Genomic DNA, 15,250 nt, shown 5'->3' on the forward strand with positions numbered 1-15,250 from the left:
TGCCAGAGCCAAATGTGATTATAGTCGCCTCCATGGGCTGCCAATGCGGCCGTTTTTTATCCCACCGGACAGAACATCAAGGAGATGACCGTGAAGAATGCCGACCTGCAGGCCCGCAAGAACGCCGCCACCCCGCGCGGCGTTGGCGTGATGTGCGATTTCTACGCAGCCCGCGCCGAGAACGCGGAACTGTGGGATGTCGAAGGCCGCCGCTTCATCGATTTCGCCGCCGGCATCGCGGTGCTGAACACCGGCCACCGCCACCCGAAGATCGTCAAGGCGATCGCGGATCAGCTGAACAACTTCACGCACACCGCTTACCAGATCGTCCCGTACGCGTCGTACGTCGAGCTGGCTGAAAAGATCAACGACCGCGCGCCGGGCGATTTCCCGAAGAAGACCGCGTTCTTCACGACCGGCGCGGAAGCCGTCGAGAACGCGATCAAGATCGCGCGCGCAGCGACCGGCCGTCCGGGCGTCATCGCCTTCTCGGGCGGTTTCCACGGCCGCACGATGATGGGCATGGCGCTGACCGGCAAGGTCGCCCCGTACAAGCTGAACTTCGGCCCGTTCCCGGGCGACGTGTTCCACGCTCCGTACCCGAACGCCGTGCACGGCGTGACGACCGCCGACTCGATCAAGGCGATCGAGATGCTGTTCAAGGCCGACATCGATCCGAAGCGCGTCGCCGCGATCATCTTCGAACCGGTCCAGGGCGAAGGCGGCTTCAACCCGGCGCCGGCCGAGTTCGTGCGCGCGCTGCGCAAGATCTGTAACGAGCACGGCATCCTGCTGATCGCCGACGAAGTGCAGACGGGCTTCGCGCGTACCGGCAAGCTGTTCGCGATGCAGCACTACGACGTGCTGGCCGACCTGATCACGATGGCGAAGAGCCTTGCAGGCGGCATGCCGCTGTCGGGCGTCGTCGGCCGTGCGGACGTGATGGACGCGGCAGCGCCCGGCGGCCTCGGCGGCACGTACGCGGGCAACCCGCTGGCCGTCGCATCGGCACACGCGGTGCTCGAGATCATCGACGAAGAGAAGCTGTGCGAGCGCGCGACGCAACTGGGCGACGTGCTGAAGGCGAAGCTGAACGCACTGCAGGCCGACGTGCCGCAGATCGCCGACGTGCGCGGCCCGGGCGCGATGATCGCGGTCGAGTTCCTGAAGCCGGGCTCGGGCGAGCCGGATGCGGAATTCACGAAGCGCGTGCAGACGCGTGCGCTCGAGCGCGGCCTGCTGCTGCTCGTGTGCGGCGTGTACTCGAACGTCGTGCGCTTCCTGTTCCCGCTGACGATCCCGCAAGCCGTGTTCGACGAAGCGCTCGTGATCCTCGAGGAAGTGCTGAAGGAAACGGTCGGCGTGCCGGCCTGAGTGTCCGTCGACTTCATCAACTGATTGCGCCGCCGCCGTCTTCGTGACGGCGGCGGTCGTTTCATCCGTCCTATTCGAAGCAGGTGATTCATATGAGCACGGTTCAGGAAACCCTGGCACTGAAAGACCCGTCGCTGTTCCGCCAGCAGGCGTACGTCAACGGCGAATGGCAAGGCGCGACGAACGGCGAGACGTTCGACGTCCGCAACCCGGCGACGGGCGGCCTGCTCGGCACGGTGCCGGCAATGGGCACGGCCGAGACGCGTCACGCGATCGAAGCCGCGAACGCCGCATGGCCGGCGTGGCGCAAGAAGACGGCAAAGGAACGCGCGGTCGTCCTGCGCAAGTGGCACGACCTGATGATGGAAAACGCCGACGACCTCGCGCTGATCCTGACCACCGAGCAGGGCAAGTCGCTGGCCGAAGCGAAGGGCGAGATCGGCTATGCCGCGTCGTTCCTCGAATGGTTCGCGGAAGAAGGCAAGCGCGTGTACGGCGACACGATCCCGACGCCGGCGAGCGACAAGCGCATCGTCGTGACGAAGGAAGCGATCGGCGTGTGCGCGGCGATCACGCCGTGGAACTTCCCGGCGGCGATGATCACGCGCAAGGTCGGCCCGGCGCTCGCGGCCGGTTGCCCGATCGTCGTGAAGCCGGCTGAAGCGACGCCGTTCTCCGCACTCGCGATGGCCGTATTGGCCGAGCGCGCGGGCGTGCCGGCGGGCGTGTTCAGCGTCGTCACGGGCGACCCGAAGGCAATCGGCGGCGAACTGACGTCGAACCCGATCGTGCGCAAGCTGTCGTTCACCGGCTCGACGCCGGTCGGCCGCCTGCTGATGTCGCAGTGCGCGGCGACGGTCAAGAAGGTGTCGCTCGAACTCGGCGGCAACGCGCCGTTCATCGTGTTCGATGATGCGGATCTCGATGCGGCCGTGCAAGGCGCGATCGCGTCGAAGTACCGCAACAGCGGCCAGACCTGCGTGTGCACGAACCGTTTCTACGTGCATGAAGCCGTGTACGACCAGTTCGCGCAGAAGCTCGCGGCGGCCGTCGGCCAGCTGAAGGTGGGCCGCGGCACGGAGCCGGGCGTCACGCAAGGTCCGCTGATCAACGAAGCCGCGGTGCTGAAGGTCGAGGCACACATCGAGGACGCGCTCGCGAAGGGCGCGACCGTCGTGACGGGCGGCAAGCGCCACGCGCTCGGCCACGGCTTCTTCGAGCCGACCGTGCTGACGGGTGTCACGCCGGCGATGAAGGTCGCGAAGGAAGAGACGTTCGGGCCGCTCGCGCCGCTGTTCAAGTTCGGCAGCGACGACGAAGTGATCCGCCTCGCGAACGACACCGAGTTCGGCCTGGCCGCGTACTTCTACAGCCGCGACATCGGCCGCGTGTGGAAGGTGGCGGAAGCGCTCGAATACGGGATGGTCGGCGTGAACACGGGCCTGATCTCGAACGAAGTCGCGCCGTTCGGTGGCGTGAAGCAGTCGGGCCTCGGCCGCGAAGGCTCGCACTACGGCATCGACGACTACGTCGTCATCAAGTATCTGTGCCTGGCGGTTTGATTCGTGCAATCGCAACTGCGTCGCCGGAGCAATCTGGCGCGCAGTCTGCGCGGACAAGCCATGTCCTGAGTGACTGCCATGTTTCTCAGTGAGCCGTTGCGATCCCAAGCCGTTCGGCAAGCCGGTCATCATCGAAATCGGGAAAGACAACCGCCCCGCGCGTGGTCAAAACGTCCGCTTTCGGCGGCATGCCGATACCGATGAATTCGAGGCCGAGATGATCGGCGACTTCAAGATCCCAGAGCCCGTCCCCGACGGAAACAGTCCGGCAAGCTGATTCGACGCCGTGGTATTCCCGCGCACGTTCGACGGCAGCGGCAACGAGATCCGTCCGTGACGGGTACTCGGACGCCGTTACCAGCAGGTGGTCGTCAAACGGAATCCTGACGGCCTGCAGTTTCCGCTCGCTGACGCGCCGTATGCCGCCTGTCGCGAAGACGACTCCCCAACCCGAAGCCATCGCCTCCCGAACAAACCTGCCGGCGCCAGGGATTTCCTGGAGTTCCTGACGGGAAAGTGCATCCACGAAATGACGGTCGATGTCCTGCTCGAAGGCAGCGACAGCCGATGCATCCATTGGGCTCCAGCCGTTGGACGATAGTGCGTGCGCGAGGATTCCCGTGTCGGTGTGATGCGGATAACGCCCCCAGTCAGTGTCGAGGGCAGGCAGGTTCAACGCAAGCAGCGCCGCCAGGAACGCAGACTGATGCATGGCAACCGAATCCGTCAACGTGCCGTCGATATCCAAAACAAGTATGTGTTCGGTTTTCATTGAATGACATCGGAAAGGAACGGCTTGCTGTCTTTTCGGAACCGACCGGCCGGTTCGATCAGTGGACTACTGAGCGGCTATCATAAGCACCCGGGCCGCTGAATGCCAACGCATCACTCATAACAAGGAACTCCGATGGCGCATCGCATGTACATGTTCAACCTCCACGACATTGGTCCGGCCGATACACCATGCCTGAACATGGTCGAGTGGAACTACGACTTCCCGACGGTGTTGAGTCCGCTGCTCGCGGCGGCGCCATTCCTTGCGCGTAATCGTTGCAGGGATACCGGCGACGATGACGGCATTTACGCGGAAAGCGAAGGCGGCAAGGCGCTGATGGCCCGGTTGTATGCGTTTCTGGAGCGCCACGCCGACCGCCTGATCGACGATCTCGACGCATTCCGCGAAGCGAAGCGCAAGATATTGGCATTTCTCGGGAATCGCGCCGTCCACCGCTACTTTCACCTGAACGGCTGGGATGTGTTCAACCTGTCGGTCGCACCGCATGTCGAACAGGCCCAGGCACTGCTGGCGCGTATCCAGCGCGACAACGCGAGGATCGAGCACGCGATCGAGGCCGACGATCCTGCCATGCTCGACCAGTGCGAGGGCCTGGCGGCAGAAGAGGTCGCCAGTTTTCGCGAACTGATCAACCAGGACCACTACGACTACGGGTGGGAACCGTTGACTTCGATCTACTACGAGCAGATCGAAGTGTTCGAGCAAGACGAAAAGATGGGCATCATGGCGATCACGGGCGAAGTGCTGGTGCCGCCGCGCTACGACGAGATCGACTTCGATAGTTGGATGGAAGTCGCCGTCGTTCGGCAAGGCGACCGGTACGGACATATCGACAGCCAGGGGCACGAGATTTCGCCGCTTCAGTACGAGCGCGTATGGGCGTTCTGGCGAGGGGAATATGCGCGCGTGCTGAACGACGGCAAGTACGGGGTGGTGGATCGCAGCGGGGGGCAACTCATCCCGTGCCGTTACGCGGAACTGACCGTGTTGCAACATTCAGGCGGCACTTGCTGGGCAGCCCGCGAACACGAGCGATGGGGGGTGATCGATGCGTCAGGGCAATGGCGTCTGCCGGACGAGTACGCATCGATCGAGGATTCGATCGGTCTGATCGTTGCGTTCCGCCCAGGCAACGACGTGCCGGAGATCTTTACCTGCCGCTTCGCGCGGCTCGGGACACTACCGGGCGAGCAGATCCGGGCATACGAGGTCGAACAGGGTGAGGGCAACAAGGTATATCACTATGAAGTGACGCATGCGGATACCGGTGCGGTCACCACGTTCGACGAGGATGGCGTGCAGGTTCGCGCGTGATTCGACCGGTTCGCATCGACTGACGTCGAAGTAAGCGAATTCGGAAATCGCGACGGCGCGGGTTCGACGCGTTGCACGGCAGATCAGGATCGTACGTCCGCGATCACGCGTCGAACCGCAAACGCCAGCGGATCGACCTCGTGCACCCCGATGGAAAGCGTTGCGCCCAACGACGCGGCAAGCTGCTCGAACTGAGCGAAAGCGTATCCGGGGTCGGCGGTGACGATGTTCACGTAGGCCGTGCCTCGACGATATCCCGCCCTGACATCCATGCGTATGCCACCCGGAAACCGTTGGTGGAGCGCGTCGCGAACCCGGCCAATCCCGATCTCGCCGGCTTCCGCACGCCGGCCCTTTTGGGGCTTGGCGCCCGGCACGGCAAGATAGGCGCTGACGCGCACTTCCCGGCCGTCGATGGCGCTGACATGCGCACCCTGTCGGTAGGCCAGCACGGCGAGCCGCTTGCGCCGTTCGAGTCCCGATACCAATACGCATTTGCCCGCGACGTTCGTCTGCCCCTCTCCGACCATTTGCGCGAATCGAACCGCCTTCTGGCCGGCATCGTCACGCCATCCGAAATGCACCGCGAGCCTTGGCGTTCTACCGATCTCCGCACCGAGCCGCTTCATGACTGCCAGCATGGCCGTCTCATCCATGTCGTCAAATACGAGCTCGGCGGCGAGCGGGCGGCCGGCCGCATAGGCGGCGAGCCATTGCCGAGCCTCGACGAGTTCACCTGGCACGCGTCGCTGCATTCTCGATCCGGATGTGCGTCCCCGTCGCAGGGTGAAAGCGCAGCACTGCGCCATCCAGCGGATATTCCCTGAATGCGTTGCGATCAAAACGCGTGGAAACCGGCATCGGTGAGGCCCTCTCTCTTTTCCCCAGGATCCCCGTGAACCCGGTGACGCCAAGGGAAACCGTTGTATTTGTCTTGAGCGCGTTAAGCGCGAAACGGAAACTATCCCGGCGTAGCCGGCAAGCGACAAGCTGCCGCCGCTGTAGCATCACCGCGATTACAACGGCGATCCAATCCAAACCGGGCCGGCAAGGTCAGATCCGGTCGAAATTGACCGGCGTTACGTTCGGCAAGCCTTCGACGCGTCGTACTTCGACGCCGCACCAGGTGCCGATCATGTCGATCATGCGGCGTGCACCGGCGCCATCGTTGAACCGGCCCATCAGGTCGATCGGCGGGCAGGCACGAAAAACGAGCACGAGTTGCACAAGATCCTGCCGGAGTGTCGTCCACGAGCCACCCACGACTGCACCGTCCAGACTCCGGCGAACGCCGATCAGCAAACGCTCGAGATCGCGACACGCGTAGGTATGCCGCACGGGCCTGCGTAGCAGCCGCATCGTGGTGACGTCGATCCAGCGCTCCCCGTCTCGCCAGCAGAAGCGGGTTTCACGCAGCGGGCCGCCGAACCAGCGCGCGCGCATCAGCTTGCAGCCAATCCAGATCATCAGCACGCCCACGCCGACGAGGAGTAGCACCGTGATGCCGAGGCCGAGCCGTTCGTACCAGGCATGCAGCTCGTCTCCGGTCAGGAGCCCGGCCAGCGCGGGTACGCCGATCAGACAGGCCAGGCCCAGCGTGCCGAAGCCCAAGCCGAGCAGCCACCAGACGAAGCGGTTAATGCGCACGCGGCGCGGCGACAGGACCAGATCCCGGCCGTCGGGGACGCATCCGTAGCCGGCGTCGAACATCCACCGGTCCGGGGCCAACACACCCAATATCATGGCGAGCAAACCAAGTCCGCCGAGTGAGACGGTGGCCCAGTCAACGATGGCTTCGATTAAAGGAGGCATTGACGCGTCCAATTGAGATCCGCTGCGCCGCGCACAGCAGACGTCCGGTCCGATTCGATCGTCGCGATTCTGTCTGATCCCGTGCCGGGCGGCAAGCGGACACTGAACTCGAAGCATTGCTGCTTGTCCATCATGAGCTGCCTGCCGCCGAGCCGGGTCATTGGGATCTTGATGCGCTGCGGCAGGTAGGACGGGATGGCGCTGATCGCTGATGCAGCGATGTAATGGCGGGGACATCGTGCGCCGCGTCATCGCAGCGACATCTTTCCCGCGTAAATCTATGGCACTTCGCCAGTCGGCGAGGTACCGTTTCTCAAGGAATACCGACCATGGCGGCAAAACGACTTCGCATCAACATGATTACCCGTCGCCAATCGACGTTCGACGGCCGGCATCTCGACACCGAGGCGGCACGTCGCCTCGGCGCGCACGCACAGGACGCGATTCCCGCCCATCTGAAAGGCACGCAGGGCGCCGGGGCCGAATGGCTGCCGCGCGTGAAGGTCAGCGAGCGATAACCCGCGATAACCAGGTTACGCCGGGCGAGGCACTGCGCGACAGCATCGATCTCGCCGTCCGGCAGCTCTACCCATTTCGATCCCGGTGGAACGCGCTCGCCGGACGGCGAGCGCCGGATCGCGAACGTCTCGGCCTGCGTCTCGCGCCCTTGACGCGATGGGATTGCGGCTGCTCGTCATCGCCGGCCTGAGCGGGCTCATTCGTCAAGTTACCGGCGGCGCGTGCCCGTGATCCCCCAATCCCCGAGCATCGTCGTATTCCCGCGAAATATCCTTGTTCGTGTAGTCCCCGAGCTTGGATGCGGCGACCACGCTCAGCACCGCACACACCAGCACGTACGCCGCGATCGCATACCCCGAGTGGTAGTAGGCAAACAGCGCGGTTGCGATCAGCGGTGCCGGGCCGCCGGCAATGACCGACGCGAGCTGATAGCCCATCGACGCGCCGCTATACCGCAACCGCCCTGTGAACGATTCGGCAATCAATGCAGCCTGCGGTCCATACATCATCGAATGCGGGACCAGCGACAATACGATCGCTGCGAAGATCCATCCCGGATTCCGGCTATCGGCCATCGCGAAGTAGACGAATCCGAACACGCCGACGGCGGCCGCACCGATCATGTACATCCGCCGCCGGCCGATCAGATCCGACACGTGCCCGAACAGCGGAATGGTGAAGAACTCGACCACGGATGCGGCCAGCACCGCCGCCAGCAGCAGTTCACGCGTGACGCCCAGCGCCGTGATCCCGTAAGTGAACACGAACGCCGTGTAGATGTAGAACGGCGCCTGTTCGGCCATCCGCGCAAACGCCGACAGCACGATATCCCTCGGCTGCTTGCGCAGCACTTCGAGCATCGGTGTCTTCTCGATCCGGCGCTCGGCCAGCAGCTTCGCGAAGATCGGCGTCTCGAGAATATTCAGGCGGATATAGAGCCCGATCGCGACCAGCACGACGCTGAGGAAGAACGGCACGCGCCAGCCCCACGTCAGGAATGCGTTGCCGGAAAACCAGCTCATGGCCAGCACGGCAAGGTTGGCGAGAAACAAGCCCGCCGGCACGCCGAACTGCGGCCACGACGCGACGAAGCCGCGATGCGCGTTGGTGCGCGCCCACTCCATCGACATCAGGACGGAGCCACCCCATTCGCCGCCCACGCCGACGCCCTGGATGAAACGCAATACCGTGAGGATCACTGCGCCCCAGATGCCGATCGCGGCGAAGGTCGGAACGAAGGCCACGGCGAAGGTGGCGAGCCCCATCAGCAACAGGGTCACGATCAGTGTGGCCTTGCGTCCGATGCGGTCGCCGTAATGGCCGAAGATCGCCGCGCCGACCGGCCGTGCGGCAAAGCCGACGGCATAGATCAGGAACGCCTGCAGCGTACCGACCAGTGGGTGGGATTGCGGAAAGTACAGCTTTGCGAAGACCAGGCCGGTGACCGTGCTGTAGAGGAAGAAGTCGTACCATTCGATCGTGGTGCCAATCGTGCTGGCGATGACGGCGCGGCGTAACTGGCGCCGGGCTTCCTCGTCGGAGAGGGGCGGGGCCGCGGATTGCATGGCAGCCATCTTGATATCTCCCGGAAAAGGGCGATAGAGAAATCAACCATACGCCCCGCGACAGGTTCCGGCAAGCGCGAGCTGCGAATGGCTACCTCGCCGCTCGGGGTCTTCATTCAGTCATCCTTGAATATCATGACATGAGGTTTAACCATCATCCGCCGTGGCAGCCATGAGGTCGGTGTGAGGTTCGAGTTGTATGCACGTAGGTCCGCCGAATGGATTATCACCGAGCATTCGACGACCGCACCTGACGCCGTTACGGCTCGCACCGCGCGACCGTCGGCGCGGCGATGCCGATCCGGCTGATCCGCATGCGCAATACGCGCGCGCGGGTGACGGCCGCAGATATTCAGACAATGGGCGATAGCGTGCGTGAAGCTATCGCAGTACTGGAAAGGCAAGTCGGAAAACAGAGGCAAGCGGCTATGCGATCGAGGTGATCGGCGGTGGACCGACCAGGCCTGCTCACCATTTATGCGTCTTTCAACCAGGGCATTTCCACGGGTGACACGACCAGTTGCCGGAATTCGCGTTTCAGATCGAAGATGAACCCGACCAGGATCATGGAGTCGGCGTAAGGGATCGGAAAGACATGCGGATTTTCCGGCGTACGCAGCGGGCGCTCGGGGCTGTCGACCGTCGCCGCGGCGTTCTCGCGAACGCTTTCCAGTTCGTCGGCCATGGCCGGGCCACTGATTTGCAGCACACGGCTACGCAGGTCACTGAAGGGCTCGATGCGCGCAGCGTCTTCGTGGTATTCGGGCACTTCGTAAACGAACCAGGACATTTTCGTCTCCTGTGAGAAGGGGCGCTATTCTAACGCCGCGCGAGGATTGACCGAGCGTCGCGCGGCGGAATTCCTAGACTGGTTTGTGTCGTCAGCCCGAGGCCTTCACTGTATTCAATCTGACTGAGCGCGCCAAGCGAGATCTTGATCCGTTTCTCGTTGTACCTGTGCGGCATCGAGCATCGTGTTCACGCGCCCGGTTTATCCCGCTTGCCTGACCGCGGTAGACATGTACTGTTCGCGGACTGCCAGCCCCCCGTATGGCAGGTGGGATGCGGTGACTGTCGCTACGTAATCCGAATAGGCGTAGCTCACCCGTGCAACCGCCACGGGTTTGCCTATCAGCGATTCCAGCGTGGTATCTCCAGACACGGATGTCGGTGCGCCGAGCGCATCGTGCAGATTCCGGACGGCGATCTGCCAGCTCCGTCGTGTTTCATCTGCGGACATGTCGCGACGGTACACATTGATGGCCATCAACGTGTGATCCGGCGCGAAACTGAACCATATCTCGCTCACGGGTGGGCCATTCGAGCCGAGCGATTGGGCAGGCACGCCTCGACAGCGCAGGTAGCGCAAGCCTCGCGACAATTCGAGGCACTGCGCGTTGTATCGCGACATTCGTTCCGATACTTCTGCTTCCGTACTGCGATCGAGCTGCAGGCCGAACGCAGGGCGGTGGGCGGCCGCTGATACACCCTTCTCCTGCAAAATGGCTTTGTTTCGAATCGACAGCACCGTTCGGGAATCGACGGAATCAACTGGACACTTCACGCCGAGCTCGGTGAGGAGCCGTCGCCCTTGTGTCGTGTGCAACCAGCCGATCCCGGCAACACTCACGGAAATTGCCGCAGCGACCCACGCGATCACGTGGGTCCTTCGCACCGCCGTCAGCCCGTACATGATGTTGCAACCGTCGGCGGAAGATACACCGGGCCGCCGGGTGTGGCGCTGATGATCGTACTACGCAGGTTGAAGAGGGTGGGTACCGTACTGAATTGAAACTTTGTGCCGACCAAGATGCCGGCTGAGTTTTTCTCGGTGAGCGTGTACGTTCCATTTGTCGTCGACGTCAGAGCGGCAAAGTCCGCGGCCGAGAGTTTGCTTTGCAGCGTCGCGACGAGATCCACCATGAACTGGTCGAACACGCAGCCTGGAACGCCGACGTCGTTATGGGCAGCCGTCATGTCCTGGCACATCTCCGGCTGGGCGTCGATGTCTCCGGCCACCTTGACGGGACCAGGGTAGGTGTACGGACCGCCGAGGAGCGATTCGAACTGCAGCGTGAGACATGCTTCAAGCCGTGCTGGCGTGTCATGGGCTGCACTGCTGTGGCTCGCATTACCTGTTACAGCCGCAAAATAGGGCGCTTCGACCGGGTCCGCCAAAAGGCCTGCGACAGCCGCATTGACCACGCCTGCCACCACGCCGGGGGCCGCCGAATCACCGCCGAGCGCGGCCCAGATGGCCTGATTCTCCGGATGTTGCGCTGGCACGGGAGCAATGTCATCTCCGCCTCCGCAAGCGCTGAGCGCGAACGGCGCCGCTGCGGCAACGACGATACCGATGAAAAGCTTCATGAGTTGTCTCCACTGAATGCCATCGCGACGCCATTTCCCGAGGTGGGACGCCAAGCACCTTGGCTGGATGACATTTGCAGATACGGTGGCGGAGCGAGAACGGATGCAGTGGCGATTGAAGATGGGCACGGTTGTCGACACCCTCGGCATTCCCTGGATCGCGGATCTGTCCGCGATGAAGTGTTCAACCGTGCATCCGCTGCGCGGTTCGACTCGTATCTCCGATTGCTGACGTGATGTGCGTGAGCAGGCCGTGCGCTTGCACATCACGTCGTCCCCGGTGTGTCGTCGGGGCGCACCCGTCGCACGGTCGAGCCCGAACGTTCCAATCGGCAATTCGTGATTCGATCCCGACTAGCGATCGAAGGTCACTTCATTTGGCTATGTATATTCAGGATCTCTACCGAACTGAGGGCGCGCGCGCGTGCATCCTGGTGATCCACGATCGGAAAGGGATAACTTGCGCCGAGCGCGATGGATGCTTCCTGCAGCGCTTCAGCGGAAGCGGTCCATGGGCTGTGGAGTGTTTTGGCGGGGAGTGCAGACAGTTCGGGCACCCACCGCCGCGTGTATTCGCCGCTCGAGTCGAACTTATCCCCCTGCAAAACAGGATTGAAGATTCGAAAATACGGGGCTGCGTCGGCGCCGCTTCCTGACACCCATTGCCACCCGGCGGGATTGCTTGCCTCGTCCGCATCAACCAGCGTATTCCAGAACCATGCTTCGCCCTCGCGCCAGTCGATCAGCAAATGCTTGGTGAGAAATGACGCTGTCACCATGCGCACGCGGTTGTGCATCCAGCCTGTGTGCCAAAGCTCGCGCATGCCGGCGTCGACCAGCGGGTATCCTGTTTTCCCCCTTTGCCACGCGCGAAGCGCCTTTGCGTCGGTACGCCACGGCATGGCGTCAAACTGACGCCGAAAATTGAACCGATGAAGGGGTTTGCAGTGATAGAGAAGGTAATACGAGAATTCTCTCCATCCGAGTTCACTGAAGAACTTGTTCAACGACTCATTTTTGGCATCGTCAATGCGAACAACTCGCCTGCTTCGCATCGCGTCTACCGCTGATAACGTCGCGTACCACACCTGCCGGGCCGAGATATTTCCGAAGCGAAGATACGGAGAGAGCCGGCTCGTCGCTCGAGTGGCCGGAAAATCTCGAGCGCCGGCATAGTCGGAAAACGAGTGTTCAATGAAGGCCTCGAGTTGATGCCCGGCCGCCTCCTCGCCGCATCGCCAGGTTGCACGCAGGCCCTCCGCCCAGTCCGGCGTCGAGGGCTGCAGCGCAAGTTCGGGAAGCGTACTGACGTGTGCGCTGACGTTTCTGGAGACGGGAAAGAACGTGATCCGAGCGGGCGCCGACAGTGGGCACGGCGGAAAAAAATTATCGCGGCGAGCGGCTCTCCAGTACGCGCTGAATACCTGGAACGGCAAGCCTTCGCGCGTGGCCACTGTCCAGGGTTCGCGCAAAAGATGGCCATTGAATGTCGACACGTCGATTCCGCGCCCGATCAGGTCTTTCTTGATCGATGCATCCATTTCCGTTTGCGCTTTCGAGTAGCGGCGATTCCAGAAAACCATTGCCGCCTGGGTCTCGACGGCGAGGCTTCTGATGGCTTCGTGTTCGTTACCGCGAAGCACGAGCAGCGAGCCGCCGAGAGCGGAAAGCGAGCCGTCGAGTTTTTTCAAGGACTCGTGCAGCCACCACTTTTGCGCGCCCCCCATGGCGCGCCCGAGCTTCGGGGCAGGGTCGTATACGTAGACGCAAACTACAGGATGGCCGGTACTGACCGCATGAGAGAGTGCGGGATTGTCGCTGAGTCGTTGGTCATCCCGAAACCATACGATAACGGGGCGGGATTCATACGGCAATTCGGTGCGTGTCATGTGTGGTGCCCGAGAAGGTACGTTGGCAATTTGAACGGGATCGGAGATAACGCTGGCTTGCGACGCGTCCGGCTCTATCCGGCGCGGGCGTCATTCATGTCGCCTGCGCCGATTGGCGGAGGAGAAGGGGGCGTTACGCCATCCCAATGGCTTGCAATCGCAAGCGCGACCGGCAAGATGAACGCCCAGCCGGTTGCGAGAACGACGAGCGCTGCAGCCGGGTCTTTGAAATGAACGGCTCCCAGCGCCGCACCTGCGCGAAAGGACGCCGGGCCTGCGAATGCGCCGACGAGCGCCGAGACGAGTGGTCGCGCCCGAAGCCAGAGCAGCAAGGTATTGAGTTGAATCGCGAACAGCGCCCACAGCCCCGCGAGCCAGTACGGCGCTGTACCTTTGAGAAGAACGCCGTTCGGGTACACGAGCAGGCCAGAATGTGCAACGGCGCTGTCCCACAACCATCCGGACACCGTGACCGTGATGACAATCCGCGCCTCGGATGCTGGCCGACGCGCGAAGAGAAGATGGCCGGCTGTCGCGATCAGCGCGTAGGTGACGCCCCACGCCGCGTGATGCGATGCGGCAGTCATCACGCATACCAACCATCCTGTCTGGGTCGTCGCGAGATAGACGTACACGCGAGCGGTACCGGACTTTCGCGTGCTCGACGTCAGTTGATTCGGCGCGCTTCTCATGATCGTTCGCGCGGGATCGGTAACGGCATGCTCGCCGCGCCGCCATGTCGACGTTGCATCTCGGGGTAAGTGGCAGGTAGAACGTTCATGGCAAACGGCTCTCACTATCGTCGACTAGCGGACTCGCCACCGGACGTTTGCTTGGCAGCGAGCGATGGTCGGCATTCCGCGTTGTTCACATATCCATTCCACATACGACTCTCCGTTGCGGACGGATGCACTTGCGTACGGAAGACCTGGATGCCGTTAAGGGGGAGCGGCTGCCATGCGATGCATGCATCCGCTTGCGCGCAAGCGCCGTAAACCACATACCAGGCGGCGGATGCGGCCGGAATCGTCAGGTATGGGGATCTCCATGAACATGAAAGCCGGACTCGTCGTCCTGTCGGTGCTGCTCGCGGCCGGTCTCCTCTCCGCGTGCAGCCCGGTGCGGCTCCTGAATGCGCTGACGCCGAGCTACACGTTCAGTCTTTTCGCAGGTATCCCGTACGGATCCGGCGAACGCCAGGTGCTCGACGTCTACTTGCCCACGCGCGTCTTGCATCACTGGCCGGCCGATGCGAGTGCGGGCGCCCCTGTGGTCGTGTTCCTTTACGGTGGAAGCTGGCAGTCCGGCGAGCGCAAGGACTATCTGTTCGTGGGAGAGGCGCTCGCGTCGAGGGGTTTTGTTGCCGTCTTACCCGACTACAGGACGTATCCGGCGACCACCTTTCCCGGTTTCGTCGACGATGCGGCGCAGGCGGTCGCGTGGGCACGCGAGCACGCGGTTGCGTTCGGCGGCGATCCACGTCGCCTGTTTCTGATGGGGCATTCCGCGGGTGCGCAGATTGCCGCATTGCTTGCGACCGACGGCCGCTATCTGGCGGCACAGGCGATGCGGAAGAGCGATATCGCCGGCGTGATTGGCCTGGCCGGGGCTTATGATTTCCTGCCGCTGCGCGATACCACGCTTGAAAGGATATTCCCGCAGGAAGTGCGTGCCGCGAGCCAGCCAATCCGGTTCATTCAGGGTACGGAGCCGCCGATGTGGCTGGCCACCGCGGAGAACGACACCGTGGTCGAGCCCGGCAACACGACCCGCTTCGCGCGAGCATTGCAACAGATGGGCGACACCGTCGTGGTCATGCGTTACGGGAACGTGAGCCATGCGTCGATCGTCGGTGTTCTGGGCGCGCCGTTGAGAGGGATGGCGTCAGTGCTCGACGATCTCTCCGCGTTCGTGAATCGCGTCGCGAATGCGTCGAATGCTGGAACCACGGGCAGGCCGCCGACATCGCCTGCCGCAGTGGCTCGTTCTTCCGTTTCGGCTCAGTGATCGACGCAAGCCCTGCATTGCGCGCGAAAGAGCATCGCCACC

At 62.9% G+C, this 15,250-nt stretch carries 15 protein-coding genes; 6 read left to right on the plus strand and 9 right to left on the minus strand.

Annotated features, from left to right (window positions below):
• Window positions 1–90 precede the first annotated feature (90 nt).
• The gene (locus tag C5O79_RS04940) at window positions 91–1,374 is read left to right on the plus strand and encodes a 4-aminobutyrate--2-oxoglutarate transaminase (protein ID WP_083266220.1); all 1,284 of its coding nucleotides are present in this window, start codon (window positions 91–93) and stop codon (window positions 1,372–1,374) included.
• Window positions 1,375–1,466: 92 nt separating this feature from the next.
• The gene (gene gabD / locus C5O79_RS04945; protein WP_046546181.1) at window positions 1,467–2,936 is read left to right on the plus strand and encodes an NADP-dependent succinate-semialdehyde dehydrogenase; all 1,470 of its coding nucleotides are present in this window, start codon (window positions 1,467–1,469) and stop codon (window positions 2,934–2,936) included.
• A gap of 85 nt (window positions 2,937–3,021) precedes the next feature.
• Here the strand turns inward: gabD and C5O79_RS04950 are convergent, their stop codons facing one another.
• The gene (locus C5O79_RS04950; RefSeq protein WP_047853310.1) at window positions 3,022–3,708 is read right to left on the minus strand and encodes an HAD family hydrolase; all 687 of its coding nucleotides are present in this window, start codon (window positions 3,706–3,708) and stop codon (window positions 3,022–3,024) included.
• A gap of 147 nt (window positions 3,709–3,855) precedes the next feature.
• Here C5O79_RS04950 and C5O79_RS04955 point away from each other — a divergent pair, with 147 nt between their 5' ends.
• Window positions 3,856–5,046, plus strand: coding sequence for a WG repeat-containing protein (locus tag C5O79_RS04955; protein ID WP_163009065.1), 1,191 nt, complete (start codon window positions 3,856–3,858; stop codon window positions 5,044–5,046).
• A gap of 83 nt (window positions 5,047–5,129) precedes the next feature.
• Here the strand turns inward: C5O79_RS04955 and C5O79_RS04960 are convergent, their stop codons facing one another.
• The gene (locus tag C5O79_RS04960; RefSeq protein ID WP_047853312.1) at window positions 5,130–5,801 is read right to left on the minus strand and encodes a hypothetical protein; all 672 of its coding nucleotides are present in this window, start codon (window positions 5,799–5,801) and stop codon (window positions 5,130–5,132) included.
• A gap of 298 nt (window positions 5,802–6,099) precedes the next feature.
• Complete coding sequence (locus tag C5O79_RS04965) at window positions 6,100–6,756, minus strand: hypothetical protein (RefSeq protein ID WP_122477866.1); 657 nt, start codon at window positions 6,754–6,756, stop codon at window positions 6,100–6,102.
• Window positions 6,757–7,214: 458 nt separating this feature from the next.
• Here C5O79_RS04965 and C5O79_RS04970 point away from each other — a divergent pair, with 458 nt between their 5' ends.
• Window positions 7,215–7,376: a hypothetical protein gene (locus C5O79_RS04970; protein ID WP_236862419.1), complete on the plus strand. Its 162-nt coding sequence runs from the start codon at window positions 7,215–7,217 to the stop codon at window positions 7,374–7,376.
• 204 nt (window positions 7,377–7,580) lie between these two features.
• Here the strand turns inward: C5O79_RS04970 and C5O79_RS04975 are convergent, their stop codons facing one another.
• The 4 genes from C5O79_RS04975 to C5O79_RS04990 form a co-directional block, all read right to left on the minus strand.
• Window positions 7,581–8,951, minus strand: coding sequence for an MFS transporter (locus C5O79_RS04975; RefSeq protein ID WP_122477863.1), 1,371 nt, complete (start codon window positions 8,949–8,951; stop codon window positions 7,581–7,583).
• A 466-nt stretch (window positions 8,952–9,417) separates the two neighbouring features.
• Window positions 9,418–9,732: a hypothetical protein gene (locus C5O79_RS04980; RefSeq protein ID WP_046546935.1), complete on the minus strand. Its 315-nt coding sequence runs from the start codon at window positions 9,730–9,732 to the stop codon at window positions 9,418–9,420.
• Between the two features lie 201 nt (window positions 9,733–9,933).
• Window positions 9,934–10,635, minus strand: coding sequence for a hypothetical protein (locus C5O79_RS04985; protein ID WP_131931223.1), 702 nt, complete (start codon window positions 10,633–10,635; stop codon window positions 9,934–9,936).
• Window positions 10,623–11,312 (minus strand): hypothetical protein, encoded by a 690-nt coding sequence (locus tag C5O79_RS04990; RefSeq protein WP_122477861.1) that lies wholly within the window; start codon window positions 11,310–11,312, stop codon window positions 10,623–10,625. Before C5O79_RS04990 ends, C5O79_RS04985 begins: the two co-directional genes overlap by 13 nt.
• Before the next feature lie 67 nt (window positions 11,313–11,379).
• On the opposite strand from C5O79_RS04990, the gene C5O79_RS38015 reads away from it, so the two are divergent.
• A complete protein-coding gene (locus tag C5O79_RS38015) occupies window positions 11,380–11,544 on the plus strand; it encodes a hypothetical protein (RefSeq protein ID WP_163009064.1) in 165 nt (54 codons plus the stop codon).
• Between the two features lie 136 nt (window positions 11,545–11,680).
• Here the strand turns inward: C5O79_RS38015 and C5O79_RS04995 are convergent, their stop codons facing one another.
• Together C5O79_RS04995 and C5O79_RS05000 are read right to left on the minus strand one after the other, a co-directional pair.
• Window positions 11,681–13,201: a deoxyribodipyrimidine photo-lyase gene (locus C5O79_RS04995; RefSeq protein WP_122477859.1), complete on the minus strand. Its 1,521-nt coding sequence runs from the start codon at window positions 13,199–13,201 to the stop codon at window positions 11,681–11,683.
• 74 nt (window positions 13,202–13,275) lie between these two features.
• On the minus strand, window positions 13,276–13,836 hold the full coding sequence (locus C5O79_RS05000; protein ID WP_236862418.1) for a DUF2878 domain-containing protein: 561 nt from the start codon (window positions 13,834–13,836) through the stop codon (window positions 13,276–13,278).
• A gap of 412 nt (window positions 13,837–14,248) precedes the next feature.
• On the opposite strand from C5O79_RS05000, the gene C5O79_RS05005 reads away from it, so the two are divergent.
• The gene (locus C5O79_RS05005) at window positions 14,249–15,208 is read left to right on the plus strand and encodes an alpha/beta hydrolase (protein ID WP_047853319.1); all 960 of its coding nucleotides are present in this window, start codon (window positions 14,249–14,251) and stop codon (window positions 15,206–15,208) included.
• The last annotated feature ends 42 nt before the right edge of the window (window positions 15,209–15,250 follow it).

The organism is Burkholderia sp. SRS-25 (genome assembly GCF_004343765.1).
Lineage (GTDB): Bacteria > Pseudomonadota > Gammaproteobacteria > Burkholderiales > Burkholderiaceae > Burkholderia > Burkholderia contaminans.